Source organism: Nitrosomonas halophila (assembly GCF_900107165.1).
In the GTDB taxonomy this organism is placed as follows: domain Bacteria; phylum Pseudomonadota; class Gammaproteobacteria; order Burkholderiales; family Nitrosomonadaceae; genus Nitrosomonas; species Nitrosomonas halophila.
In genome coordinates this window covers 1-25,522 of sequence record NZ_FNOY01000008.1, presented here as the reverse complement: position 1 = coordinate 25,522, position 25,522 = coordinate 1, and the positions used below count along the sequence as shown (strand labels likewise).

Genomic DNA, 25,522 nt, shown 5'->3' with positions numbered 1-25,522 from the left:
GTGCAGAAAAGCCTCGTTCATTACCATATCGACCATGCTGTCCGGCAGGGTAACCTGGTTTTTGGCCATGGCTGGCTTTTTCATGAATCGGCCGAGACGATCCAGCTGCAGCTCAGAAGTGGCGATTTTTCCATTCCGCTCGAATTTGGCAATCCCCGGTCAGATGTCGTCCGTGCCTATCCGGCCACTCCGCTCGCCGAGCCAAGCGGTTTTTTGTTTTACGTGCGGTTGCCGGATTCGCATGCAAAACCGATGAGCCCTGTTCGTTTGGTTGCTGAATTTGCTGACGGTGAGCAACTGGACATTCCCCTTGCTTTTCCAGCGCTGACATCCAAGCGATGGCCGCTGATTTATACAGTAGTACGCCGATTATGGGCTTTGCTGAAACAAGGTGATTTTTCGGCAATCCGCGAAAAATCACGTCGCTATCTGAAATCCTGGGCACTTTCCAGCTCAGACAGCAGACAACTTGTCAAGCAACTCCAGCATAAACCTTGTGTCATTATTGTTGACCATAGTTTGGGGGGAGGAACCAATCTCTACCGCGCGCAGCGCATCGACTGTTTTCACAGTCAGGCCAGAGAAGTGCTGGTTGTCACGTATCATCCTGCTTTGCTGGGTTATCGGATCGAGCATCATGCGCGGCATCAAGCGGTCCGGCATTATCAGCTGGACAGACTGGAAACGATACTGGCGCTGGCATCGGGGCTCAGTGTCGAAACGATACTTTATAACAATGCCGTCAGTTTTCCCGATGCTGCGGCATTGCCTGCGATCCTGGTTGCACTGGCCAGGCTTACATCGGCCCGGCTGGAACTCGCCTTGCACGATTACTTTCTGTTCTGCCCGTCGCCTCATTTGCTCGATGCCCAAGGACATTTTTGCGATCTGCCCAAAGAGCCCGCGCTTTGTCAACGTTGTTTGGCCCACAGTACGCAATCATTCGTTCCGATCTATGGGATTCATGATATCGGCAGCTGGCGAAGTCATTGGCGCGAACTGATTGTCACCGCCAGTGCCATACAGGTTTTTTCCAAGGGCATGGCAACGTTGCTGGCTGAGACATTTCCTGACTTGGATCCTGCCGTTGTCAGGTATACGCCGCACAGCATGGCTTATTTTGCCGATGCCATGCCTCTGCAGCCGCCTGCCGCACCGCTTCGGATAGGCGTGGTGGGAAACATTACCCCTATCAAGGGCAGCGCAGTTGTCGCAAACCTTGCTCGGGTGATCAAGGATTCCGGTCGCGACGATATCGAATTGATCGTTATCGGTACCTTGCATGCGTCATCCAAGACGACAATCCGTCAAACGGGCGCTTACCGGCATCAGGATCTGCCTGAAATACTATCCCGCGAAAAAATTAATCTCGTTTTATTTCCTTCGATCGGGCCGGAGACATTTTCCTATGTCATTCAGGAAATGAAAATATTGGGACTACCGATTGTCGCGTTCAATTTGGGCGCGCAGGCGGAATATCTCGACCAATATCCAAAAAGCCTGCTGTTGGCCTTGGATATAAGCCCGAAAGACCTGTTTATCAGAATTATCGAATTTCATCAAAAGATTTATCCTATCCAAGTATGACAGAACTTCATATCTTTACGAGCGCGGCGCTCAACTACATACCCAAAGTACGGATTCTGGCGCGTTCCATCCGTGAACATCATCCGGAAGCGAAATTTCATCTTGCGTTGGCCGATGTGGCGGACAGCGATATCAGTTTTAGTGATGAGCCTTTCGACTCCATTTTGCGCATAGACCAGCTCGATATTCCCAGCTGGCGGGGGTGGGCCTTTTGTCATCGTATCGTCGAACTTGCCACGGCTATCAAGCCCTTCGCCCTGAGAAAACTGTTGCAGCATGCCAATGGCGGGAAAGTGCTTTATATCGATCCGGACATTGTAGTGTTTTCACGGCTGGATGACTTGCTCACCGAGCTTGATTCGGCTTCATTGGTACTCACGCCGCATCTGGTTTCACCCGAATCGAATCTGCGGGGCATCATTGACAATGAAATTTCCGGTGCGCTCAAACATGGTATCTATAACCTCGGTTTTGCGGGTGTGCGGGCCGATCGCACCGGCCTGGCCTTTGCAAACTGGTGGGGCGAACGTTGTTATCATTTTTGTCGTGATGATATTCCCAACGGCTTGTTCACCGATCAGCGCTGGATTGATCTGGCTCCTGCGCTATTTCCTGACGTCGCGATTCATCGCGGCACGCGTCATAATGTCGCGACCTGGAATATCAGTACCCGGCAAGTGACCTATGATCGTGTGCGGAGTTATCAGGTTGATGGGCAGCCACTTGGTTTTTACCATTTCACAGGCTTCGATAGCGGCGCCCATCGCATCATGGCGGGTGTTTACGGAGAAAAAAACCAAGCGATCAGGCGGCTCATTGAATACTATGCCCAGGCCATTGCGCCTACCCGGGAAGATCCGCTCTCCAAGCGCCCCTGGGCATTTTCCTGCTACAGTGACGGGACTGCCATCGATGCGGCCGCGCGCGTGGTCTATCGGGAACGGGTGGATTTGCAGCGTGCGTTTCCCGATCCGTTTGATGCCGACGGTTATTTGCAATGGTGGCGTACGCAGGCGCCCAGAGAATGCCCGCAATTATTCGATGCAAAGAACGAGCCGGCCAACCAACCACTAACTTTTGCCCTGACAGCCGGCTATTTAGGCGGTAAGCGCCTGCCGAATGACAGGCGCTTGATTTCCCTGTTAGGACAAGCCCTGAAGCAGCCAGCGCTGGCGCGCAGTCTAATTTCCCGCACCAGGCGAATTTGGCAAGAGGAAGGATGGTCAGCATTAATCAGGCGAATCAGGAAATAATCCCAAACACCCCAGATAAACCGTTATTCAGAAAGAACCGACAGCATGAATCAACAAGATAGGTTTGAATGGTGCCCTCAATCCAAATGGTGAATCACCCGATCAGGTTTTGAAATTAATTTCATCATTCGACAAAGTGTTCAAGACTGTCAGTCAAACAAATTATGTGGAAAACACTCCGATGCCCGTGTCGGCTGTGATCGTGAATTACAATGCCGGAAATCTGCTTGCTGAGTGCGTTGAGGCGGTCAAGGCACAAGTTCAGCAGATTGTCGTGGTCGATAATGCGTCTAGCGATAACAGTTTGAGCGAGCTGGCGAAGAGATGTTTGGCCGCTGACAAGCTGCAGGTCATTCGTCTCGATCAAAACATGGGTTTTGCGGCAGGTTGCAATATCGGTTTGCAGGCGACAGAATCGCCGTTTGTTTTGTTTTTGAATCCAGACTGTTTGCTGGGCCGGGAGGCGATCAATCGCCTGCGTCAGGTCATTGAAGCAGATGAGCGCGCGGGGATGGTTGGAGGGCGGCTACTCAATCATGATGGCAGTGAGCAAGGCGGAAGCCGGCGCGCGATGCCGACTCCCTGGCGGGCGCTGGTGCGTGCGTGCGGGCTGTACCGGCTGGCACCTTTTTTCCCCCGGTTGTTCTATGATTTTCATTTGCATCATCAACCCTTGCCGTCCACACCGATCGAAGTGGAAGCGATTTCCGGTGCCTTGATGCTGGTGCGGCGGGAAGCGATCGAGGACGTGGGCCCATGGGATGAAGGCTATTTTCTGCATTGTGAGGATCTCGATTGGTGCATGCGTTTTGGGCAACATAACTGGAAGATTCTATTTGTACCCGATGTGGAAGCCTTGCATCATCAGGGCGCATGCAGCCATGCCCGACCTTTTTTTGTGGCCTGGCACAAGCACAAAGGCATGTTGCGTTTTTATCGCAAGTTCTTTCTTGACCGTTATCCCGTGCTTTTGACCTGGCTGGTATCGATCGGTGTCTGGTTGCGGTTTGTGCTGGTGGTGTCGGTCAATGGCGTGGTGCATCTGATGCGTGTATTGGGTCTGCGGCATGGCTAGGAGGCTGTCTGAGAATAGACTGATCTACTGCGGACGAACCTGCCAGGCTGGATTTTTCGATCCTTTTCGTTGAATAGAACCACTATTCGCCTCAAATGATCGAAAAATCCCGCTCAGCCAGCTCCGCACTCGCTACGATCGCTATTCTCGGACAGCCTCCTAGACAGCGGATCGGTGTGATCGGCGCGTCCAGTTTTGTCGGTGAACCGCTGCTGGCGAGGTTATCGAACCAGGATTGGCAGGTCACGGCATTTATGCGCCGCAAATTGGATGAACTGCCGGCCCGGTTTCCATCGATTGCCTGGCGTGAAGTGGATCTTTCCCAAAGAGACGATCCGTCACAGGCGATCGAGGATAATATTCCGGTGTGGTTTTATTTGGCGCCGATCTGGACATTACCGGATTATTTTGACTTCCTGGCCGCGCAAGGCGCGCGCCGGATTGTCGCTTTGTCATCGACCAGTGTTTATACCAAGGGTGATTCTGATGATCCCGGTGAGCGGGAGGTGGCGCGTAGCCTGGCCGAGGGGGAGGAACGCCTGCGTTGTTGGGCACAAGGCAGCGGTGTGATTTGGACAGTGTTGCGCCCGACCCTGATTTATGGACAGGGGCGTGATCGGAATATCTCGGAAATTGCGCATATCATACAAAAATTCGGTTTTTTTCCGCTACTGGGAAAGGCCCGCGGTTTGCGTCAACCGGTTCATGTGGAAGACGTGGCGGAAGCATGCCTGGCTGCATTTTTATCCGGAAAAACGGGCAATCGCGCTTATAATATCGGTGGCAGTGAGATACTCACCTACCGGGAAATGGCCGCACGGGTTTTCAGGGCGATGGATCGGGCTCCCCGGCTGCTGCCAGTCCCCGAATGGATAATACAATTGGGCGTGACCGTCATTCGTACGCTACCCCGTTATCGATATTGGACTTTGGGAATGGCCAAACGCATGAATCGCGACCTCGTGTTCGACAATTCGGATGCGGTCTGTGATTTTGGGTATGCCCCGAGGCCGTTCAGATTAACCAAAAGTGATTTGCTTTGATAACCGGAAACCCCTGGCTGTCGTTTCGGCGTCTGGCAGCAAGCAGGATGGAAAAGCGGTGTACAGGGCGACCGGAGGTATCGAGTTGGCCATGAAGCCTGGGGAATGTCTGCTTCAATCGCCGGTTGCGAATGCGCAAGTCCCTGGCTGCAAGGCTGAAAGCTATCTATCACCCACATCAATTCATATGTTTATGACCTCTGATATTACTGCTTGTCTGGTAACAACCGGTTTCAGCACCGCATGCTGGCTGCAATCCCTTTACTCTTCGAAATTTCACAGCCCCAGGTCGTGCAAATCCAATAACGCATGGTATTCGAATGTCGCAGGCTGAGCGGTTACAAATGAAAGCAAGCAATACGCCACCCAGCGAACTGGGCCAGATACTGACCAGCTTCAAGCGCGTTTTCCGGACGGTGGGGGCGTTCAGTGCGGTCATCAACTTACTGATGCTGACCCCCGCGCTCTATATGCTGCAGCTTTACGACAGCGTTTTGACCAGCCGCAATGAAATGACATTACTGATGCTGACGCTGATCATGCTGGGTGCCTATATTTTCATGGGTGCCCTGGAGTATGTGCGAAGCTTTGTCCTGATCCGGGTGGGCGCGCAGTTTGATATGAAACTGAACCGCCGCGTCTATACGGCGGCATTCGAACAAAGCCTGCGGCAAGGGAATGGCAATGCGGGTCAGGCCCTGCAGGATCTGACCAATCTGCGCCAGTTTCTGACCGGCAATGCATTGTTCGCCTTTTTTGACGCACCCTGGTTTCCGGTGTATTTGTTGGTTATCTTTCTGTTCAATGTATGGCTGGGTGTATTCGCTTTATTCGGTACTGCAGTTCTGATATTGCTGGCCTATATCAATGAGAAGATTTCACATCAGCCTTTGGCGGAGGCCAATGCCGTGGCGGTCGCATCGAATACCATGGCCAACAATAACCTGCGCAATGCCGAAGTGATCGAAGCCATGGGCATGCTGCCCAATCTGCAGGCGCGCTGGTACGCCCTGCATGGTCGCTTCCTGAATTTACAGGCGCAAGCCAGTGAAAAATCGGGGGTGGTAACCGCCTTCAGCAAATCAGTATCGGTCGCATTGCAATCGCTGATGCTGGGCTTGGGCGCCTTGCTGGTGCTGGAAGACAGCATTTCTCCCGGCATGATGATTGCCGGTTCAATTTTGTTGGGCAAGGCGATCGGCCCGGTTCAATTGCTGATCAATGTCTGGCGGCAGTTTGGCAATACCCGCAGTGCTTATGAACGGCTTTCCAAGCTATTGGAGGAAAATCCCGCCCGTCAGCCTGGCATGGCGCTGCCCAGGCCGGAAGGAAAGGTTTCGGTCGAAAACATCATAGCCGGCCCGCCAGGCGCCAAGGTTGCCGTAATCAAAGGATTGAGTTTTGCGATAGCGCCAGGTGAAGTATTGGGTGTGATTGGTCCAAGCGGCTCGGGTAAATCCACATTGGCTAGATTACTGGTCGGTGTCTGGCCCGCAGCGACTGGCAAGGTGCGTCTGGATGGCGCGGATATCTACCAATGGAACAAGGATCAACTGGGGCCTCATGTCGGCTATCTGCCCCAGGATATCGAATTGTTTGCCGGTACCATCAGCGAGAATATTGCGCGCTTTGGTGAAATCGATCCCGAGAAAGTCATTTTGGCCGCCAAGCGGGCAGGTGTGCACGAGATGGTCCTGACCATGCCGAAAGGCTACGATACAGTCCTGGGCGAAGGCGGTGGTGGCTTGTCGGGCGGTCAGAAGCAGCGTATCGGCCTGGCGCGCGCCATGTATGGCGATCCCTCGCTGATCGTACTGGATGAGCCCAATTCAAATCTGGATGATGTGGGTGAGCAAGCGCTGCTGGCGGCCATTCTGGATTTGCGCAAGCGCGGCAAAACCATCGTGGTCATCACCCATCGCACGCGTATTCTGGGGGCCACGGCCAAGTTGCTGCTGTTGCATGAAGGGACAGCAAAATTATTTGGGCCCACGGAACAAGTCATGGCTGCGCTGGCCCAACAGCAGCAGACATCCTCAACAAAACCGGCACAACCCGCCGGGCTGAGCGCGGTGCCGGTATCAAAAACGATGGGATCGAACCGATCCTGAGTAGTTTGGGAATGATGAGAGTTGGCTTGATTTACGGGGAGACGTCCTGGACGTTGTTTGGCTATGACCAGGAACTGGCAGGATTTTCTTGTGGATTCCGGCCGGTTCCTGCAACCACAACAGCCGTTTAACAAGCCTGAAGGCATGGATTATATGAAGTTATCGGAACATAAAGAAGCAATGCTGATGGACGCTTCGCCAATGGAAGTTTCCAATCTGGTCAAGACTGATGAGACCAGCCATGCCCGCCTTGGCTGGTTGATCGTGTTGGTGGGGGTGGGCGGATTTTTGCTGTGGGCTTCTTTCGCACCACTGGACAAAGGCGTGCCATTGTCCGGCTCGGTGATGGTGGCAACCAACCGCAAAGCGGTGCAGCATCAGACGGGCGGTATCGTGGATGAAATCCTGGTCAAGGAAGGCGATATGGTCACGGCCGGCCAGCCTCTGGTGCGCATGAACGAAATCCAGGTTAAGGCCCAGGCGGAAGTGACCCGCGCCCAACTGATCACTGCGCGTGCGGTGGAGGCCCGGCTGATCGCTGAGCGCGACAATCAATCCGAAATCGATTTCCCGGATTCCCTGTTGGCGGCGGTTATGGATGATCCGCGTATTGCCGGCGTAATTGCGCTACAAAGACAGTTGTTCGTTTCGCGTCAGGCGGTGCTGGAACATGATTTGGCTGCATTGGCCGAGAATATCGCCGGTCTCAAGGTGCAATTGCGCGGCCTGGAGTCGTCTCGCGTCAGTAAAAATCAACAGCTGGCGCTGCTGAAAGAGCAGCTTGACAATTTACAGGCGCTCGCCAATGAAGGGTTTGTGCCGCGCAACCGGGTGCTTGAGCTGGAACGCACGCGTGCTCAGCTGATCGGTGATATTTCCGAGGATGACGGTAACATCGGGCGCACTCAACGGCAGATTGCGGAACTCAACTTGCGTCGGGCTCAGCGCGTCGAAGAACATCAGCGAGAAGTTCGCCAGCAATTGACAGACATCCAGCGTGAAGCGGAAGCATTGCAAAGCCGCTTGATCGCCCAGGACTTTGAATTGGCCAACGTGCTTGTCAAGGCACCAGTCGGTGGTATTGTCGTGGGCATCAATGTTTTCACGCATGGCGGGGTGATCGGGCCCGGTTTTCGCATGATGGATATCGTACCGAGCGAGGATATGCTGGTCATTGAAGGCCAGTTGCCCGTACACCTTGTCGACCGGGTGCATGCCGGTCTGGATGTTGATCTGATTTTCAGTGCCTTCAACCAGAACAAGACCCCGCATATTGCCGGTGAAGTCACGCAAGTGTCCGCCGATCGCCTGACTGATGAGCATACGGGTATGCCCTATTATCAGTTGCGGGCCCGCGTCAAGCCGGAAAGCATGCAGCTGCTGGCCAAACACCAGATCCGCGCCGGGATGCCAGTGGAGATTTTTGTCAAAACGGGTGAACGATCGCTGATGAATTACTTGCTGAAACCCATTCTGGATCGATTGCATACTTCATTGGGTGAAGATTAGTCGTGCGGCGTCAGGTAGTCAAACTGAAGGTTGTTTTGGCCTTGTTGTGGCAATTCAGTCAGGCACAGGCCATGGGATTGCTGGAAGCCTATGAAGAAGCGCTGCGCAATGATCCGGTTTTTCGTTCGGCTGTTCATGAAAACGAAGCGGGTCAACAGTCGGCCGAGATTGGGCTATCCGGTTTGCTGCCGACCCTGTCAATCACCCATGCCCACGGGATCAACCGCGGCACGATCAGTCAGGGAGGCATATCGGAACCGCTCGATTTCAACAATGAGGTGACGACACTGGCCTTGCGGCAACCATTGCTGAATCTCGAGGCGGTGGCCGGCTACCGTCAGGGCATCGCGGAAGCCAATTCCAGTCAGGCCAGATTTGCCGGCCATACGCATTTGCTGATTGTCCGGCTGGCGGAGGCCTATTTCAATGCCCTGCTGGCACAGGATCGCCTGGCGCTCGCCAATGCCCAGCGCGACGCCTTGGCCGAGCTCAAGCTAGTCAATGAACATATGTTGATGCGGGGAGAAGGGACCAAGACCGATGTATTGGAGACCCGCTCACGCTATGCGCTGGCCCAGGCGGAAGTGATCGAGGCCCAGGATGAATGGGAAGCCGCGCGCCTGGCGCTGGCCACCCTCACCGGACAACCCGTCACGCAACTGGATTCCCTGGGCGAAGCGTTCCGGGCACAGCCGATTCATCCTGCCGATTATGAGAGCTGGCGGGAAATGGCGCTGGTGCGCAATGCCGAATTGGTCACCCAACGGTATATGGTGGATTCCAGCAAGCAGGAGGTGGAGAAAAGCCGTTCCGGGCATGCGCCCAGGGTCGAATTGGTGGCGAGTCTTAGCCGCAATAATTCGGCCTCGTTTGTCACGGCTGACCGCAATGCCCGCCTGGCGAGTGTTGGCGTTGAGGTCAATATTCCACTGTATGCCGGGGGCCGGGTGAATGCCGTGACCAGTCAGGCGCGTGCCAATCAGGCACGCACCGAGGCGGATCTGGATGCGATGACCGATCAAGTGCTGCTTGAGTTGCGTCGGCAATATCAGTTGTTGCAAAGCAGCATCCTGCGGATCGAATCGCTGGAGATTGCGGTCGAGTCTGCCCAATTACTGGTTGAGGCAACTGAAAAGAGCATACGGGGTGGGGTACGGATCAACCTTGATTTATTGGATGCGCAAAGACAGCTGTTTTCCGCCCAGGTCGATCTGGCGGACGCACGCTATAACTATCTGCTTGCCTATCTGCGTTTGCGCTATGCCGCCGGTACGCTGCAGCTGGACGATTTGCGGAGCATCTCAGGGTATTTTGTAGCCAGTAAATAGAACCCGAAAAGCTCGCTTGGACAGACTGAAATGTCCGCTCAGGAGCCGTGAAGAAATAAGTGTGGAATTGGGCGCGTCTGGCGGGATGCAATGCAAGGCGGGAGGAGGAGTCATAGCAAGGCTATGGCGACGACGAGTAACGCCGCAGTGCGCCCGCCAGATGTGATCCAAATGTTACAGTTATTTTTGAGCGACTCCTTACTCCTTCATTGTTTCCATATATTGCTTGTGTAAATGCCTGAGCCAGACGAGTAATACCGCACTGACCGGTAATGCCAGCAGTATCCCGATAAAACCGAATAATTGACCAAAAGCCAGCAGGGCGAAAATGACCGCAACCGGGTGCAGACCGATGCGTTCACCCACCAACCGCGGGGTGATCAGCATGCTTTCGAGCAGTTGTCCCGAGCCGATCACAATCCAGACGGCGATGACACCGCTCCATTCCTGGAATTGCGTGATGGCGGTCAGGGTGGCGAGTGCAAAACCGACGATGGTACCGAGATAGGGTACGAATACCAATAGCCCCGCGACCAGTCCGATTGGCAGAGCGAATTCCAGTCTGACCAGCCACAAGCCGGTTATGAAATAGGTGCACATGATGATGATGACGGCAATCTCTCCTCGCAGGAACTCGGCCAGCACGCGATCCGTTTCCTGTGCCAGGGGAAAGATCTGCTTTTGCCAGACAGGCGGAATCAACTCTCCAGCCCGTTTGACCAGAACATTCCAGTCGCGCAATAAATAAAACAGCACCACCGGCACCAGGATCATATTCATTAAAAATTCCAGTATGGCCAGACCGCCGCTTTTCAAGGTGGGTAATACTTTTGCCGCGATCCCGCCCGCGCTTTGCCAGTGATCCATTAATACCTGCTTGAGCGAAGCGATATCGATCTGCAACTCGACGTTGAAATGGATTTCCAGCCAGGGAATCAGTCTGCTTTTGATGAAATCGAGAAAAAATGGGATCCGTTCGATCAGGCGAGAAACTTCTTTTTCAAACAGTGGCAGCATGATCAGTATCATGGCCGTGAATGCACCCATCGTCATTAGCATGACAAAAATGGTGCTGAGCGTCCTTGGAATTTTGTGGGCGGCCAGCCAGGTCACCAGCGGATTACAGATATAGGCGATGACTGCGGCGAGCAGAAAAGGCGTCAAGATAGGACTGAGTAGATAGATCAGTGCACTGACGACGCCAATGAGTGTCAGCCACCAGAAAAAATGTGAATCCAAGGAATGCTTGTTGTTCATTTACGGTAAAATCAGGCTTGTAAAGATCGCACTCTAGCCCTAACCCAGCGAGAACTCAACTTGACTGTATCCAATCCAAAAAATTCCATGACGCCGCAGACTTCCTATCGGGAGGCCGGTGTCGATATTGATGCGGGTAACCGCCTGATCGAAAAAATCAAGCCTTTTGCCCAGCGCACGCTTCGTCAGGAGGCATTGGGCGGCATTGGTGGCTTTGGTGCGCTGTTCGAGGTGCCTAAAAAATATCGTCAACCGATACTGGTTTCCGGCACAGATGGTGTCGGCACCAAACTCAAGCTTGCCTTTCAATCCAATCGACATGACACGATTGGCATAGATCTGGTCGCAATGAGTGTCAACGATATTCTGGTGCAGGGCGCCGAACCCTTGTTTTTCCTGGACTATTTTGCCTGCGGCAAGCTGGATGTGGAAACCGCCGCACAGGTCATCCAAGGGATTGCAAAAGGGTGTGAGCAGGCTGGCTGTGCACTGATCGGCGGGGAAACAGCCGAGATGCCGGGTATGTACCCGGAAGGTGAATACGATCTGGCCGGCTTTGCGGTTGGCGTGGTGGAAAAAGACCGGATCATAGACGGCAGGCAGATCACAGACCAGGATCTAGTCTTGGGCATTGCCAGCAGCGGCGCGCATGCTAACGGCTTCTCGTTGATTCGCAAAATACTCACGCAACATGCAGTGGATGCCGATACCCAGCTTGGCGATGTGAAGCTGCTGGATATCGTGCTGGCCCCTACCCGCATTTATGCCAAGTCACTGCTGGCATTGATTCAGGCCTTGCCGGTCAAGGGACTGGCACATATCACTGGCGGTGGTTTATTGGAAAACGTTCCGCGCATACTGCCGGAGACCGTGATGGCGCATGTCGACCGGCGCAGCTGGGTGCGCCCGCCCTTGTTCGACTGGCTGCAGCAGCATGGCAATGTGGCAGAGGAGGAAATGCTGCGCGTTTTCAATTGTGGCATCGGAATGGTCGTGATCGTTGCACCCGAGCATGGTCGGACTGCCATCGATATATTGAGGGCCAACGGCGAAACGGTCTGGCAAATCGGTACCATACAGCGGCGTGAATCCGGAGCTTGTGCGATTGCGATCGATTGAAGTGTGGATACCATGAAATCATTGGTCATCCTGATCTCCGGCCGTGGCAGCAACATGCAAGCGCTGCTGGAAGCCAACCTGCCAGCGGCTTCCATTACGGTTATCAGCAACAACCCGGCAGCTGAGGGCTTGGCGCTTGCCCAGGCCCGCGGCATAGCCACGCATGTCGTGGATCACCGGGTCTACGCCAGCCGGGAATCCTTCGATGCGGCGCTGGCGGAAGTTATCGATGCCTGCAAGCCCGATCTGGTCGCATTGGCTGGCTTCATGCGCATTCTTTGTGATCAGTTCGTCTATCATTACCAGGGTAAGCTGATCAATATTCATCCTTCCCTGCTGCCCGCCTTTCCGGGCCTCAACACCCATGCGCGGGCGCTGCAGGAAGGCATCAGGATTCATGGCTGCACGGTCCATTTTGTGACGCCTGAGCTGGATCATGGCCCGGTCATCATCCAGGCTGCAGTACCGGTGCTGAGCCAGGATACACCTGAAACGCTGGCAGCCCGGGTGCTGGCGCAGGAACACCGCATTTATCCCCAGGCAGTCCACTGGTTTTTGCAGGAACGTTTGACCCTGGTCGACGGTCATGTAGAAATCATAGGTGTTAATCGTGAACAGCAAGTTTTGTATTCACCGGGTCTGGAACCATGAGATATTTGTTGCTTATCGTAATGTTAGGCTGGACTGCCAGTATGGCGCTGGCGGGCGATTTGCCGGCGCGGATTGAAATCGATTTTGCACTCAATGGCAGTATCGGCAAGGGTAAGGCGCATGAAACCATTATCATCCAGCAGGAACAAAACAACCGCCAATATGCCATCCAGAGCGAGATTTCAGCCAGCGGTTTTCTCCGCCTGATCAAACCCGGCAGTATCGTTCGTGCCAGCCACGGCAAGATCAACCAGGCCGGCCTGCAGCCGATGCGCTTTACCGACCAGCGTGGCAAAAAGGCAGCGCGCGAAGTCGAGTTTGACTGGGACGGGCAGCGGATAGTCTATCGGCGCAAGGGCAAGCAGATGGAAACGAGTTTGCCAGCTGGTGCACTGGATAAACTCAGCCTGCCCTATCATTTTATGTTTGCGCCCCTGCCAGAAGCGGAAGTCACGCTGCATGAAACGGATCACCGCCGCCTGCAGAGCGCACGCTATCGCGTCAGCCGGGAAATGCTCGAAACACCGATGGGAACGCTTGCAACCATCGTCCTGACCAAGCAGCAAGCGGCAGATGATCCATTCCGCAAGCAAATCTGGCTTGCGATCGATCACCATCTGCTGCCAGTGCGTATTGTATCGACGGAGAAAGGTGGGCTGGAAGTGGATCAGATCGTGACCCATATCCATTACCGTGATGAGGATGACGGTCGATGACCCAACGCTTCTTGCCATGCGCCTGACTCCCGAATATCTCGATTTCCTGATTGCGGCGATGCGCAAGGTGCTGCCGTTGCAAGCCCCGGCAGATACCCTGCTTCGCCAGTTTTTTCGTGATCATCCGCAACTGGGGCAGCATGAGCGGGCGATGATCGCTGAAACCGTATTCGGTGTCCTGCGCCATCGCCTCTTTCTGGAAGCCATCACCGAGAAAGCAACCGCTCGTGAACTGGTGCTGGCTTATCTGGCCAGGTACCAGGGCATGAACTTGCGGGAATTGATTCCCCTGGTGCGGGAGGCTGAAGCTAAATGGATCCCGCAAATCAAGGCCAGGTCACCAGCGACCCAGCCGCTTGCGATCCAAGCGGAATTTCCAGAATGGTTGATCGAAAAGCTGCAGGCATTCCTGAGCGACGATGCGATCGTACGTCTTGGTCAGGCCTTGCAGCAACCCGCCCCACTCGACCTGCGTGTCAATACATTGCTTGCCAAGCGCGATGAAGTACTAGCTCTGCTGAATCAGGAGGGCATCGAGGCGCATGCAACACCCTTTTCACCGGTGGGGATTCGTTTGGCGGGCAAACCGGCAATCAACCGGCATCCGTTGTTTCTTTCCGGCAAAATTGAAGTACAGGATGAGGGTAGCCAAATACTGGGTTTCCTGCTGGCTCCGAAACGTGGCGAGATGGTGGTCGATTTCTGTGCCGGGGCGGGAGGCAAGGCCCTGCTGCTCGGCGCTTTGATGCATTCACGCGGGCGTTTGTATGCTTTTGACGTTTCCGAGAAGCGGCTCAACAACTTCAAGCCGCGACTCAAGCGCTCAGGGCTGTCCAATGTGCATCCACAACGGATCGATAGCGAGCGGGATAGCAAGCTCAAACGCCTGGCAGGAAAAATTGACCGGGTATTGGTTGATGCGCCATGCAGCGGCTTGGGCACATTACGTCGTAACCCGGATTTGAAATGGCGCCAAAGCCCCGAGAGTGTCGAAGAGCTGATCCAGAAGCAGAGAGCCATTCTGACTGCCGCAGCCAAGCTGCTCAAGCCTGGTGGCCGTCTGGTCTATGCCACTTGTAGTCTGTTGCCGGAAGAAAACCAGGCAGTTGTTAAAAATTTTCTGGCCGATCATCCCGATTTTTCGCTGCTGAATTGCCAGCAACTGCTTGCGCAGCAGCAGCTACACTTGCCAGCATTAGAGACCGGGGAATTCTTGCAACTTTCCCCGTTGCAGCATAATACCGATGGATTCTTTGCTGCGGCCCTCGAATATTCGAAAACCACCACCAACACTTCATCCTGAAAACCGTAGCGGGTATCTCTTCAGGACGAGCGAACACGGCACCCATATAAAAAGGGGCATACGCCCCTTTTTATAGCCTAACGGTTATCCAACGGCCCCGTTATGGCCATGTTGCTGTTATTTCAGGTCCGCAATGCCGGCACCAAAGTTGATATGGAATGCGGCGCCATCTATGACCAGCGCAGGAACAGATTTCACACCAGCCGCTTCGGCTTCGGCGATGCGGGATTTATCTGTGCCCAGATGCACGCTTTCGACCTCGTATTTGGAGGGGTCGATCGCATTGGCAACAGTTTGCTCGGCAGAGACACAAACGGGACAACCTGCATGGTAGAAAATGGCTTTAGCTGCCATATGATATTTCTCCTTTATCAAAAAGCAAATGTAAATGTAGATGTGAGTAAAGAATAACGAGAGCCGGGTAACGCTTGATTGCGATTGAACAAATCTCAAAACATTCCCAGCCAGTTTTTCTCGTTATCAATCATTCTACAACATACTACATGAAATGCCATATTTGTTCTCAATAAGGCGGTGGGGCCGGCGGACTTCCGGGCGGTGGCGGAGGAATGTATCGCCCAGAGGGTTGCTGTGGCGGTGGGTAGTCGTAACTGCTGTGCCCACCAAGTCCTTCGCTCAGCTGCGCGGAGACGGGTACGCGGTGACCGTTGGCATACATGCATTGTATATAGGCGATGTCATAACGTTCCTGACGGATCATGCCGGAAGACTGTGCGGCGCCACTGCCAGCCAGCCCGCCTCCAAGAAAGCCGGTGCCTGCCCCAATGGCAGCACCCCGTCCACCGCCCAGCGCAGCGCCTGCCGCGGCACCCAGCGCGGCACCCACTGCAGCGGTTTCCACGCCACTGGAGATGGCGGCCTGTCTAGGGGTCTGCGCGTCGATTTGCTGACTGGCGAATTGACGGCACAGAAAATCATCGCTGCGGAACTGATCGAAATTCTTGCCAGCACCTGGCAGCACCATCACACTCGGCCCGGAGGGTACATGCACGCATGCCACCAGCAGCGCCACGGGCAGGAATACGATAGATCGGGAAATATTTTGCATCACATGCTCCTGAATTATTGCGTCGGTCTTGGCGGCACTTGTATCCATCCGCCAGGACAACTTTTCACTTCCGGATAATATCCAGCCGGATTCTCACAATAGTACCAATAATTGATCGTTGACGTTACCCGTGCAGGGGGTGCTTGCTGAATCACGCTCGGCTGTTGAATATAAACCGGTGGCGTGGCTGGTACAACGACGATCGGGGGATAGACAGGGGGGTAGATTGTAGTGGGATAGGCCGGCCAGTAGAAAGGGTCATAAAAAGGCCTGTAATAGGGCCGATGGATGGGCCTGTAGTAGGGCCGGTAAAAGGGAGCTGGCCTCCCATAGGTAATGCTGCCAAAAAATCGGGTATTGGGCGTATGGTAGCTGTAATGTCCGCCATAGCCGAAGGCGCTGGTCCGGCGGGCCGTTCCAAAAGCGGGGTTCGGTCTTCCGGCTATGCGGCCAGGGGCAAAGCCCGGGTTTGCGCGCTGGTATCTATGGTTGTGAGTGTGTCCCGCCCATGAAGCATCCTGCCATAGCATGGTCATCAGTGCCAAAGACAGGTAAAACCAGCCGTTCTTTTTCATATACAGCTCCTTATTCACGACAAGCTTATCTTAGGGCTCGTTAATGAATAACTTGCGCATACGCAAGTTATTCATTAACGAGCCCTTAAGTTGCATGCTACCTTTTAATGAAAACTTAGGCCACCATTCTAGATGAAGGTTCAGGCGGGTGAAGAACCAGATGTGAACATAGCATAACAGGGAGAATTATCTTTTTTTACAATATGTTAATCTTGTCAGCCTGTTATTTGCGAGGAGATCCGGGTTAAAATTATGCGCCCGTGTGCAAGTCGCAGTGGGTGGATTGAAGCCCTGGTAGCAGGTAGGCGGATTCTGTTTGCGATTTCACGCGCATGAACGAATCATTTTTAAACTATTTAAAGGAATTGTGGATGTCTGGACTTTTGAATGCATTTTCACGAGCGACCATTAATCTTTTCAATCCCCGTATGTTATGGCTATGGGGCTGGCCGTTGCTGGCGGCCGGCTTGTTCTGGGGAGTGATCGGCATGTATTTCTGGACACCCTTGTCCGGCTGGTTGTTGACGGTGTTGCCAGTCAGCGAATTGCAGGATTGGCTGGAGGCTTCGAGCCTGCAAGCGGTCGCCGAAGGAGTGGAAGCAATGTTCAATTTGATCATCTTTATCATTTTGATCGTGATTACCAGCCTCGTGATCACCGCTATGTTCGCTATGTCGGATCTGGTCAATTTTGTGGCAAAGCGCTATTACCCGACAATGGTCCGGATGCAGGGTGGAACCGTTGCCGGCAGTCTGCGCCATATGATTTCGGCGCTGATTGTTTTTATCGTGATTTGGGCCGTCACTCTTCCCTTGTGGTTCGTCGGCATCGGCCTGCTGGTACCGTTGTTGGCGGCGGCGTATCTGAATCAACGCTTGTTTTGCTATGACGCACTGAGTGAACATGCCGACCAGTCGGAATTGGAGCAGTTGCTGGCAGCGGACCGTCCCGCCCGCTGGGGACTTGGTTTTCTGACGGCACTGTTGCAATTCATACCATTTATAAACTTTTTCGCGCCAACCCTGACCGCCCTGGCCTTCATACATTTCGAACTGGCGCGCCTGTCGCAACTGCGTCGTCAAACAGGCTGACCGGCACCGGCATTGACATGCTTTTCCAATGATTTCCGTGCGTAAAGTTTTGCCCCGTCGCGCCGTTAGCACATAGACCGACCATTTGGAAAAAGTACAGAATGCCATATAGTAATTTAAAACTTTTGATCATCGACCATTCCGAAGCGGATGTGAATCGGCTGCGCGAGGATCTGGCCAGAAACGGCAAACAATTGCTATACAAACATGTCGATAGCCTGGCCGGTTTCCAATCGGCATTGAACGAATCCAGCTGGGATGCGATTGTTTCGGAGTATTCGATGGCGGGGTTCGATGCGCTGCGCGCACTGGATCTGCTGAAGGCCAGTAACCAGTTCATTCCTTTTATTGTCTATACGTCGGTGACTGATGAACAGACCGTGCTTTCCGTGCTGCGCAAGGGCGCGAGTGATTGTGTCCAGAAAGGGCATTCGATGCATCTCAAGATGGTGATTGACCGGGAACTGGAATACATGGATCTGAAGCGCAGAAAACGGCAGGCCGATAGCTATATTTACCGCATGACGTATTTCGACGAGCTGACTGGCCTGCCCAAGCGCAACCTGTTTTGCGAGAAGGTTGCAAGCCTGCTCTCCGATGATGCGCGGGAAGACGGTACATTCTCCGCTATTTATTTCATCGATGTCGATCGCTTGCCACGCATCAACAGCACATATGGTTTTTGCGTCGGCGACATTCTGATCCAGCAGCTGGCGAATCGTTTGTCAATCTATAGCAACAGGGAGTGTATCCTGACGCGTATCGATGGCAGCAAATTTGCTTTCTTCCATGCCGGCCTGACCAATGTTCACCAAGTGCAATTGTTTGCCAACCAGATTTTGCGGCTGACCGCAACCCCTTTTACCATCAACAACCTTGAGCTCTATGTCACCCTGAACATGGGAATTTGTATGTATCCCGATGATGGTAAGAATATAGAGATGTTGCTGGCCAATGCCGAGAATACGCTGTCCTTCAGAAAGGAAACTTGGCGCAACACGTATAAATTCTATGCCAAAGAGATCGGGGAAGCCTCATCGCAAAGAATGGATCTCGAATTGTCGTTGCGGCGTGCGATCGACAATAAGGAACTGGTCTTGCATTACCAGCCAGTGATCGATCTTGGCAGCCACGAGATTATCGGTGCCGAGGCATTGGTCCGCTGGAACCACCCTGAATTCGGACTGCTCATGCCGGACAAATTCATTCCGATTGCCGATGAGACCGGTTTTATCATTGAAATCGGCAAGTGGGTCTTGTATGAAGCCTGCAAGCAGGCAAAGGCCTGGCAGGAGATCGGCCATGAATCGATTTTTATCGCGGTCAACATATCCGCCATTGAGCTGGACCAGTCCCAATTGATCAATCATGTTGCAGGCGTGCTGCATACCACCGAACTGAACCCGAACCGGCTGGAGTTGGAAATCACCGAATCCGTACTGATGCAGGATGCAGAAGCCAGTATCAGAACCCTGCATGAACTCAAGCAAATGGGGGTCAGAATTGCGGTCGATGATTTTGGAACGGGCTATTCATCCTTGAGTTATCTGCGGCGCTTTCCGATCGATATCATTAAAATCGACCGCTCGTTTGCCAAGGATATGGGGAGCGATTCCGATAATTCGGCCATAGTGACGGCGATCATTGCGTTGGCAAAAAGCCTGGATTTGACAGTCGAAGCCGGGGGAGTCGAGACCCAGGCACAGCTGGATTTTTTGCATAAAGCCGGCTGTCATCATGCCCAGGGCTATCTGTTCAGCCATCCAGTTACGGCAGACAAGCTTTTTGCGCTGATCGAGCAACGCAAAACCGGCACAGTTTAATCGCACAGGTTCTCTTGCAATCCGGAATGTACCAGTCAAGATGCGCCCAGTGCGCGCCGGTAAGCATCCAGACACCGTTTACGTGCCCAGGCATGTTCGACGATGGGCTGTGGATAGCTCGGTGCATTCAGGTCCTTGATCCAGGCACCAATATAGCGTTTATCCCGGTCGAATTTATCGGCCTGTGTCATCGGATTGAAAATCCTGAAATAGGGTGCTGCATCGACACCACAGCCAGCCACCCATTGCCAGTTGCCCACATTGCTGGCCATCTCATAATCCAGTAATTTTTCGGCGAAATAAGCTTCTCCCCAGCGCCAGTCGATCAACAGATGCTTGCACAAAAAGCTGGCTGTGACCATGCGCACCCGGTTATGCATAAAGCCGGTTTGATTGAGTTGACGCATGCCGGCATCCACCAGCGGATAACCGGTCATGCCCTGGCACCAGTACTTGAATTCGCTTTCATCATTGCGCCAGGCAATATGCTCAAAGCGTGGTTTGAAGCAGCTTTCAGGCGTATGTGGAAAATGCCATAAAATCTGGCTGAAGAATTCCCGCCAGATCAGCTCGTTGCAAAAAGCTTCTGCGCCAGCCTGCTCGCTTTCATGAAAGATCTTGCGGATGCCGACAGTTCCAAAGCGCAGATGCGGGCCCAGCCGGGAAGTGCCCTCGCATGCGGGAAAATCGCGGGTGTCACGATAGTCGTGCAGCCATGCATGCCCGGTGCGAGCGGCCGGCACCCTGATGGCTGAACGTTTGAAACCGATGTCAGCCAGGCTCAAGCTGGGCAGGTCAATATGTTTGAGTAGATTTCCCCAGTTTGGTGAGGTCGTTTCTGCACAGGATTTCTTTTCACGCCAGACTGTTTTCCAGCGCCGCATATAAGGGGTATAGACCACATAGGGCTGGTTGTCCGGTTTGACAATTTCGCTGGTTTCGAATAGGACATGATCCTTGAACGAGAGAAATTTAATCCTGTGGCGGCCGAGCAAGGTGCGTATCTGCGCATCGCGCTGCCTGGCATAGGGTTCATAGTCATGGTTGGCGTAAACAGCCGCAATGGAATAGCTGTGTACGAGCTGCTCGAACACGGCCGCTGGCTGGCCGTGATATAGCGCCAGATTGCTGCCATGTGGTTGCCGTAGCTGTGATTTCAGTGTTTGCAGGGTATCGAAGATAAATGTCACCCTGGCGTCATCCCGAGGCAAACCGTCCAGAATATTGGGATCAAAAATGAATATCGGTACAACCGGATGCCCAGCGGCAAGCGCCTTGCCCAATCCGGTATTGTCTTCCAGGCGCAGATCCCTTCTGAACCAGAAAATGGTGACTGGTGGTAAATTATCGGATCTGGAGATGACAGCTTGCGTGTTTTTGGGTTGAATAGTCATGTCGTCTTGTGGTCAGCTGTCCTGCCTATGCTTGAAGGGCATTCGGTCGCTGCATTATCGTTACTGCAAAATAAATAAGGTTTTACGTGATTCAGAAAAAATTTCCAAGCTTGCTGCCGATTGGTGCCGATTCTGCGAATAATTTCCATGTACCGTCTGCCCTGCAGAGACCGTATTCCAACCTGACTGCCATCACTCAGCAAGCGCTGTCAGCCGGTTGCAGGTGGCCAGGATGAGCGGGACAGGACTGTCAGCCGTGCTCGCATATCACGAAGCCAGCAAGCATCGATTGGAAGGCTATGCTCCTGGCCCTGGCGGGTTGGATTGGCCAACCAGCCTGATCCTTTTCGTCGATATCCAGGCACGCAAATTTGTAATTTGCCATTACGAACATCCAGCCTGCAGGCTGCATTTGCCGACCTTCGCAGCGGCCAGCGGCCAGCACCGGCCGCCACGGATCTCGCTGGCCTGGGGACATTGCTGGAACTGAGTTTCGGTCTATCGGCGTGGAAGGAAAGCGGCGATACCCGCTGGGCATTGCGCTGCAATCCCTCCAGTGGCAACCTGCATCCCACCGAATGCTATGTGCTCACTGCTGAAAGCAACGGTTTGGCGGGTGGCTTGCACCATTATGCCAGCCATGATCATTGTCTGGAACAGCGCGCCGCAGCCCGTTCGGATTGGGGCGCGCCGATGGCTGGCGGCTTCGTGCTGCTGCTGACAGCCGTTCACTGGCGTGAAGCCTGGAAATATGGTTTGCGGGCCTATCGTTATTGTCAGCATGATTGTGGTCATGCCTTGGCAGCGGTCAGCTATGCCGCCGCAACATTGGGTTGGCGTGCGCAGGTCTTGGAAAACTGGAGCGATTCGGCATTGGCAGCATTGAGCGGTGTCTCGCGCCGGGAAGATTTCGCTGAATATGAGACTGAGGCGCCCGAGGTCGCGCTATGGGTGGGCAGCCGCGACCCGGATCCAAGCTTATGCACGGCACAAGCTGCAATTGTCTTGGCGGAAGGGTTGCGGTTCACCGGTCACGCCAATCGCCTGAGCCCGCAGCATCGCCATTGGGAGGGGATCGATGCCGTGCAGATGGCGGCTGCACGGCCAGCCGTCACTGCTTCCTTGCACGCACCGTTGCCACCATGGCCGCCTCTCGCACCGATAACCGGTATGCAGCAAGCCGCCACACTCATTCGCCAGCGCCGCAGCGCGGTCGCTTTTGATGGCATGACCGCGTTGCCCGCCGATCACTGGTTTGCGCTGCTCGACGCATTGCTGCCACGCCCGGGGCTTCCGCCCTGGACGGTCTGGCAGCGGCCGCCGCGCATACATCTGGTTTTGTTTGTTCACCGCGTTCAAGCGGTGACGCCAGGCATTTACCTTCTATTGCGCGCACCCTCGGCAGCGCCGACCTTGCGCCAGGCCTTGCGCGCGGATGCCGAGTGGGCAGCTGTCGCGGGGGCGCCTGATCACCTGGGCCTGTACCGCTTGTTTGCCGGTGATGTGCGCCAGGCGGCGCGCGTGATCAGCTGTCATCAGTCTATCGCTGCCGACGGCTGTTTTTCACTCGGGATGCTGGCCGAATTCGAGTCCAGCTTGCACGAGGGGGCATGGCGTTACCGCGAGCTGTTGCATGAAGCGGGCCTGATCGGTCAGGCGCTATACCTGGAGGCGGAAGCCGCCGGCTTGCACGGGACCGGGATCGGATGCTACTTCGATGATGCCCTGCATTCGCTGCTGGGCCTATCGGGCCATGCCTGGCAATCACTCTATCACTTTACAGTGGGTGGACCGGTCGAAGACCCGCGTCTGCGAACCCGACCCCCCTATGCCCACCTTACTGCCCGGCAAACATGCTGATCAATGCGGGCGGCCGTAGCTGACATGTTCCCAGAGACGAATGGCCGGACAGGCCGATGGGTCAAGTGGGTGAGACGGCAATTGCTGGGGTGTCTTCTGCTGGCCTTGCCGGTGGTAGATGCCATCGGTCAGGATGTTATTGACCCGGAAGCGCGCACTGTAGTGCAAGCGAGCGGATTTCTGGACATGTATTACGGATTTGACTTCAACCAGCCTGCCAGCAACACAAGGCCCGATTTCCTGTTCAACCATCACCGTCATAACAAGATTCATGCCAATCTGGCCCTGCTCCAGTTGCATCTCGATCAGGACCGGTATCGCGCCAACTTGGGTGTGATGGGGGGCACCTATGCGCAGCGCAATCTGGCGCATGAACCGAAATTATTGCGGCATGTATATGCTGCCAATATGGGCGTGGCTCTCAATCAGCGCAGCAGCCTCTGGCTGGACGTCGGTGTAATGCCCTCCCATATCGGGTTTGAAAGCGCGATTTCGGCAGACAACCCCACTCTGACGCGCTCGCTTGCTGCCGAGAATTCACCCTATTACCTGGCAGGCGCACGCCTGAGCTGGGATGCGAGCCCTAACTGGCAGTTCGCAGCCCTGGTCGTCAGCGGCTGGCAAAGAATCCGACCGGCCACCGGTAACTCGCTGCCAGGTGTCGGCACGCAGGTGACCTATACCTTGGATGCGCGCTTTTCCCTGAACTGGAGCACCTTCATAGGCACGGATGATCCGGATAGAAACCGGCGGCTGCGTATTTTCAATAATTGGTATGGCACCTTTCAGGCAACGGACAGGTTGAGCCTGTTCGCCGGTTTCGATATGGGCATGCAACAGACCGCGAAAGGCAGCTCGGCTTATGATGTCTGGTTTACACCGGTGGTGATTGCCCGCTACCGGTTCGCTGACAAATGGCATCTTGCACTGCGCGGAGAATATTATGCCGACCCTGACGGTGTCATTGTTGCGCCAGAAACCGGCCAGGGATTCAGCGTCGTCGGTTTGTCGGCGAACATTGATTACGCCGCATTCCGGCATATGCTATGCCGGATGGAAGCACGCTGGCTGGGCAGCAATGATGCTGTGCTGCCCAGGCGGGAAGCGATGGCCCGGGACAGCATGGCAGTGATCGGCTCGATCGCGGTGAGGTTTTGAGTGGTGTCCGCGTGCTCCCGGCAGGCAGCTTGGTCTCGCTGCCTCAAGACATGGTAGCCAGCAGCCACCCCGCCGTGCTGCTCCCGAGCACGACCAGCCACGGCGGCAGCTTCCAGAACATGAGTGCCATCAATGCGACCAGTGCCAGCCCGAAGTCCTGCGGCTGGTATATTGCGTGGATCCATACCGGCTGATAGAGCGCTGCCAGCAGCAGGCCCCGACCACCGCCGCATTGATGCCGGCCAGAAACGAGGCATTGTTGATCCAGCTCATGGGCATCACTTCGGCCTGCAGCAATGGCAGGATGACATGACCGCCACCAAATACCAGCGAGCCGGACCGGTAGCAAGCATGCGAGTTTTCAGGTGTGTTGAGCAATCGGGGAAACATGAAACTAACGATTTGTTGTTATGTGGGTTTTATGATTGATAACATCGACGTGATCCGTCGGGTGCGCTTGCGCACCGTCAAACTCTGGCCACCGCCGGTAAATCGCCTGGCATAACAAAAATCGGTGCACAAGTGCATCCTTGCGGCCATCCAGGCATTTTTCAGTGGCAAGGTATCGCCGCAATGGCTATCACGTTGAGGAGATGGGCCTGGAACGGAAATTACCAAACAGCTGCTTAGAAGCTTGTAGTATAAACGATCACATTATCGATCAAACGCCGGTTTCCGGTGATCTGTAAGAGGGGCTCTGTGGAACTTGTTTTGATAGGTGTCGCGGCATTGCTCACTTCCGGTATGACGTTTTTCTCCGGATTTGGACTGGGGACGATTCTGATGCCGGTGTTTGCGTTGTTTTTTCCGGTTCCGCTGGCGATTGCGGCCACTGCAGTGGTGCATTTTGCCAACAATCTTTTCAAATTCGGCCTGATGGCCAGCCAGGCAGACTGGCGGGTGGTGGCGCGTTTCAGTATCCCGGCCGCAGGGGCGGCCATGGCGGGTGCGGGGCTGCTTGGTGTGATCGATCGGCTGCCGGTTCTGATGAGCTATACGCTGAATGAAGCGACATTTGAGATCACGCTGACCAAAGCCGTGATTGGCGCTCTGATCATCGTGTTCGCCTGGCTGGAGCTTTGGCCGCGTTTCCAGGCGCTGGCATTTTCTCCGCGCTGGCTGCCGCTTGGCGGTATTTTGTCAGGTTTTTTTGGTGGTTTGTCGGGCAACCAGGGCGCTTTGCGCTCGGCCTTCTTGCTCAAGGCAGGCCTGTGCAAGGAAGCTTTTGTGGCGACCGGTATTGTGTCAGCGGTCATCGTCGATATCTTTCGCTTGATTGTCTACAGCATGGTCTTCATGGCCAGCCATTTTGCCGTGTCCCGTGAACTGGCCGCACCTGTGATCGTCGGCTCGCTCTGTGCTTTCATTGGGGCGTTTGCTGGCAAGCGGATACTGCACAAGATTACGCTGCACACCGTGCGGCAGGTGGTGGCGGGTGCTATGTTTGTGATCGGATCAGGATTGATGCTCGGTATCGTCTGATGAACAATCAGTCTAACAAAAGGGGACGCTACCCTTTTTTCTTTCCAGGACGCCCTATCGGACGATACTGTAATACTCTACCCGCAATTTTTTCCAAGCTTTGAACAAACTTCTCCGT

Annotated in this window: 22 protein-coding genes; 16 read left to right on the top strand and 6 right to left on the bottom strand. The window is 54.4% G+C overall.

Annotated features, from left to right (window positions below):
- The 7 genes from BLV85_RS03200 (at position 1) to BLV85_RS03170 (ending at position 9,906) form a co-directional block, all read left to right on the top strand.
- Positions 1–1,587, top strand: coding sequence for a glycosyltransferase (locus tag BLV85_RS03200; protein ID WP_090412061.1), 1,587 nt, complete (start codon positions 1–3; stop codon positions 1,585–1,587).
- Positions 1,584–2,840: a glycosyltransferase family protein gene (locus tag BLV85_RS03195; protein ID WP_090412060.1), complete on the top strand. Its 1,257-nt coding sequence runs from the start codon at positions 1,584–1,586 to the stop codon at positions 2,838–2,840. Before BLV85_RS03200 ends, BLV85_RS03195 begins: the two co-directional genes overlap by 4 nt.
- A 109-nt stretch (positions 2,841–2,949) precedes the next feature.
- On the top strand, positions 2,950–3,915 hold the full coding sequence (locus BLV85_RS03190; RefSeq protein ID WP_245725071.1) for a glycosyltransferase family 2 protein: 966 nt from the start codon (positions 2,950–2,952) through the stop codon (positions 3,913–3,915).
- A gap of 95 nt (positions 3,916–4,010) precedes the next feature.
- Entirely contained in the window at positions 4,011–4,958 is a 948-nt protein-coding gene (locus BLV85_RS03185) for an SDR family oxidoreductase (protein WP_090412058.1), read from the top strand.
- A 344-nt stretch (positions 4,959–5,302) separates the two neighbouring features.
- On the top strand, positions 5,303–7,069 hold the full coding sequence (locus tag BLV85_RS03180; RefSeq protein WP_090412154.1) for a type I secretion system permease/ATPase: 1,767 nt from the start codon (positions 5,303–5,305) through the stop codon (positions 7,067–7,069).
- Positions 7,070–7,132: 63 nt separating this feature from the next.
- On the top strand, positions 7,133–8,578 hold the full coding sequence (locus BLV85_RS03175) for an HlyD family type I secretion periplasmic adaptor subunit (RefSeq protein ID WP_245725074.1): 1,446 nt from the start codon (positions 7,133–7,135) through the stop codon (positions 8,576–8,578).
- 2 nt (positions 8,579–8,580) lie between these two features.
- Complete coding sequence (locus BLV85_RS03170) at positions 8,581–9,906, top strand: TolC family outer membrane protein (RefSeq protein WP_245725070.1); 1,326 nt, start codon at positions 8,581–8,583, stop codon at positions 9,904–9,906.
- A 198-nt stretch (positions 9,907–10,104) separates the two neighbouring features.
- On the opposite strand, the gene BLV85_RS03165 is transcribed toward BLV85_RS03170, so the two are convergent.
- A complete protein-coding gene (locus BLV85_RS03165) occupies positions 10,105–11,163 on the bottom strand; it encodes an AI-2E family transporter (protein WP_090412056.1) in 1,059 nt (352 codons plus the stop codon).
- 60 nt (positions 11,164–11,223) lie between these two features.
- Here BLV85_RS03165 and purM point away from each other — a divergent pair, with 60 nt between their 5' ends.
- From purM to BLV85_RS03145, 4 genes are read left to right on the top strand one after another with little or no spacing between them, the layout of a single operon-like run.
- Positions 11,224–12,282, top strand: coding sequence for a phosphoribosylformylglycinamidine cyclo-ligase (gene purM / locus BLV85_RS03160; RefSeq protein ID WP_425433775.1), 1,059 nt, complete (start codon positions 11,224–11,226; stop codon positions 12,280–12,282).
- A gap of 12 nt (positions 12,283–12,294) precedes the next feature.
- Positions 12,295–12,933, top strand: coding sequence for a phosphoribosylglycinamide formyltransferase (gene purN / locus BLV85_RS03155; RefSeq protein WP_090412051.1), 639 nt, complete (start codon positions 12,295–12,297; stop codon positions 12,931–12,933).
- On the top strand, positions 12,930–13,649 hold the full coding sequence (locus tag BLV85_RS03150; protein WP_090412049.1) for a DUF3108 domain-containing protein: 720 nt from the start codon (positions 12,930–12,932) through the stop codon (positions 13,647–13,649). Before purN ends, BLV85_RS03150 begins: the two co-directional genes overlap by 4 nt.
- A gap of 16 nt (positions 13,650–13,665) precedes the next feature.
- Positions 13,666–14,952, top strand: coding sequence for an RsmB/NOP family class I SAM-dependent RNA methyltransferase (locus tag BLV85_RS03145; protein ID WP_090412148.1), 1,287 nt, complete (start codon positions 13,666–13,668; stop codon positions 14,950–14,952).
- A gap of 117 nt (positions 14,953–15,069) precedes the next feature.
- On the opposite strand, the gene BLV85_RS03140 is transcribed toward BLV85_RS03145, so the two are convergent.
- The 3 genes from BLV85_RS03140 to BLV85_RS03130 form a co-directional block, all read right to left on the bottom strand.
- Complete coding sequence (locus BLV85_RS03140) at positions 15,070–15,306, bottom strand: thioredoxin family protein (RefSeq protein WP_090412046.1); 237 nt, start codon at positions 15,304–15,306, stop codon at positions 15,070–15,072.
- Positions 15,307–15,475: 169 nt separating this feature from the next.
- The gene (locus BLV85_RS14805; protein ID WP_143032281.1) at positions 15,476–16,021 is read right to left on the bottom strand and encodes a YMGG-like glycine zipper-containing protein; all 546 of its coding nucleotides are present in this window, start codon (positions 16,019–16,021) and stop codon (positions 15,476–15,478) included.
- A gap of 14 nt (positions 16,022–16,035) precedes the next feature.
- A complete protein-coding gene (locus tag BLV85_RS03130) occupies positions 16,036–16,596 on the bottom strand; it encodes a hypothetical protein (protein WP_090412042.1) in 561 nt (186 codons plus the stop codon).
- A gap of 371 nt (positions 16,597–16,967) precedes the next feature.
- Between BLV85_RS03130 and BLV85_RS03125 the strand changes: the two genes are divergently transcribed.
- Both BLV85_RS03125 and BLV85_RS03120 read left to right on the top strand, forming a co-directional pair.
- Positions 16,968–17,687, top strand: a complete 720-nt coding sequence (locus BLV85_RS03125) for an EI24 domain-containing protein (protein ID WP_090412041.1) — start codon at positions 16,968–16,970, stop codon at positions 17,685–17,687.
- 101 nt (positions 17,688–17,788) lie between these two features.
- Positions 17,789–19,510: an EAL domain-containing protein gene (locus BLV85_RS03120; RefSeq protein ID WP_090412039.1), complete on the top strand. Its 1,722-nt coding sequence runs from the start codon at positions 17,789–17,791 to the stop codon at positions 19,508–19,510.
- 35 nt (positions 19,511–19,545) lie between these two features.
- On the opposite strand, the gene BLV85_RS03115 is transcribed toward BLV85_RS03120, so the two are convergent.
- Positions 19,546–20,904, bottom strand: a complete 1,359-nt coding sequence (locus BLV85_RS03115; protein ID WP_090412037.1) for a cryptochrome/photolyase family protein — start codon at positions 20,902–20,904, stop codon at positions 19,546–19,548.
- 378 nt (positions 20,905–21,282) lie between these two features.
- Here BLV85_RS03115 and BLV85_RS03110 point away from each other — a divergent pair, with 378 nt between their 5' ends.
- Together BLV85_RS03110 and BLV85_RS03105 are read left to right on the top strand one after the other, a co-directional pair.
- On the top strand, positions 21,283–22,764 hold the full coding sequence (locus BLV85_RS03110) for a SagB/ThcOx family dehydrogenase (protein WP_245725069.1): 1,482 nt from the start codon (positions 21,283–21,285) through the stop codon (positions 22,762–22,764).
- A gap of 24 nt (positions 22,765–22,788) precedes the next feature.
- A complete protein-coding gene (locus BLV85_RS03105) occupies positions 22,789–23,922 on the top strand; it encodes a porin (RefSeq protein ID WP_176973905.1) in 1,134 nt (377 codons plus the stop codon).
- A gap of 129 nt (positions 23,923–24,051) precedes the next feature.
- On the opposite strand, the gene BLV85_RS03100 is transcribed toward BLV85_RS03105, so the two are convergent.
- Entirely contained in the window at positions 24,052–24,312 is a 261-nt protein-coding gene (locus BLV85_RS03100; RefSeq protein ID WP_425433774.1) for a chromate transporter, read from the bottom strand.
- A 309-nt stretch (positions 24,313–24,621) separates the two neighbouring features.
- On the opposite strand from BLV85_RS03100, the gene BLV85_RS03095 reads away from it, so the two are divergent.
- The gene (locus tag BLV85_RS03095) at positions 24,622–25,404 is read left to right on the top strand and encodes a TSUP family transporter (protein WP_090412032.1); all 783 of its coding nucleotides are present in this window, start codon (positions 24,622–24,624) and stop codon (positions 25,402–25,404) included.
- Positions 25,405–25,522 lie beyond the last annotated feature (118 nt).

Excerpts from the sequence above, each read along its gene's own strand:
- BLV85_RS03105 (WP_176973905.1), top strand. The coding sequence starts at position 22,789 with ATGTTCCCAGAGACGAATGGCCGGACAGGCCGATGGGTCAAGTGGGTG.
- BLV85_RS03195 (WP_090412060.1), top strand. The coding sequence starts at position 1,584 with ATGACAGAACTTCATATCTTTACGAGCGCGGCGCTCAACTACATACCC.
- BLV85_RS03100 (WP_425433774.1), bottom strand. The coding sequence starts at position 24,312 with ATGTTTCCCCGATTGCTCAACACACCTGAAAACTCGCATGCTTGCTAC.
- BLV85_RS03130 (WP_090412042.1), bottom strand. The coding sequence starts at position 16,596 with ATGAAAAAGAACGGCTGGTTTTACCTGTCTTTGGCACTGATGACCATG.
- BLV85_RS03145 (WP_090412148.1), top strand. The coding sequence starts at position 13,666 with ATGCGCCTGACTCCCGAATATCTCGATTTCCTGATTGCGGCGATGCGC.
- BLV85_RS03115 (WP_090412037.1), bottom strand. The coding sequence starts at position 20,904 with ATGACTATTCAACCCAAAAACACGCAAGCTGTCATCTCCAGATCCGAT.
- BLV85_RS03140 (WP_090412046.1), bottom strand. The coding sequence starts at position 15,306 with ATGGCAGCTAAAGCCATTTTCTACCATGCAGGTTGTCCCGTTTGTGTC.
- BLV85_RS03125 (WP_090412041.1), top strand. The coding sequence starts at position 16,968 with ATGTCTGGACTTTTGAATGCATTTTCACGAGCGACCATTAATCTTTTC.
- BLV85_RS03175 (WP_245725074.1), top strand. The coding sequence starts at position 7,133 with ATGACCAGGAACTGGCAGGATTTTCTTGTGGATTCCGGCCGGTTCCTG.
- BLV85_RS03150 (WP_090412049.1), top strand. The coding sequence starts at position 12,930 with ATGAGATATTTGTTGCTTATCGTAATGTTAGGCTGGACTGCCAGTATG.
- BLV85_RS03165 (WP_090412056.1), bottom strand. The coding sequence starts at position 11,163 with ATGAACAACAAGCATTCCTTGGATTCACATTTTTTCTGGTGGCTGACA.
- BLV85_RS03120 (WP_090412039.1), top strand. The coding sequence starts at position 17,789 with ATGCCATATAGTAATTTAAAACTTTTGATCATCGACCATTCCGAAGCG.
- BLV85_RS03180 (WP_090412154.1), top strand. The coding sequence starts at position 5,303 with ATGAAAGCAAGCAATACGCCACCCAGCGAACTGGGCCAGATACTGACC.
- BLV85_RS03185 (WP_090412058.1), top strand. The coding sequence starts at position 4,011 with ATGATCGAAAAATCCCGCTCAGCCAGCTCCGCACTCGCTACGATCGCT.
- purN (WP_090412051.1), top strand. The coding sequence starts at position 12,295 with ATGAAATCATTGGTCATCCTGATCTCCGGCCGTGGCAGCAACATGCAA.
- BLV85_RS14805 (WP_143032281.1), bottom strand. The coding sequence starts at position 16,021 with ATGCAAAATATTTCCCGATCTATCGTATTCCTGCCCGTGGCGCTGCTG.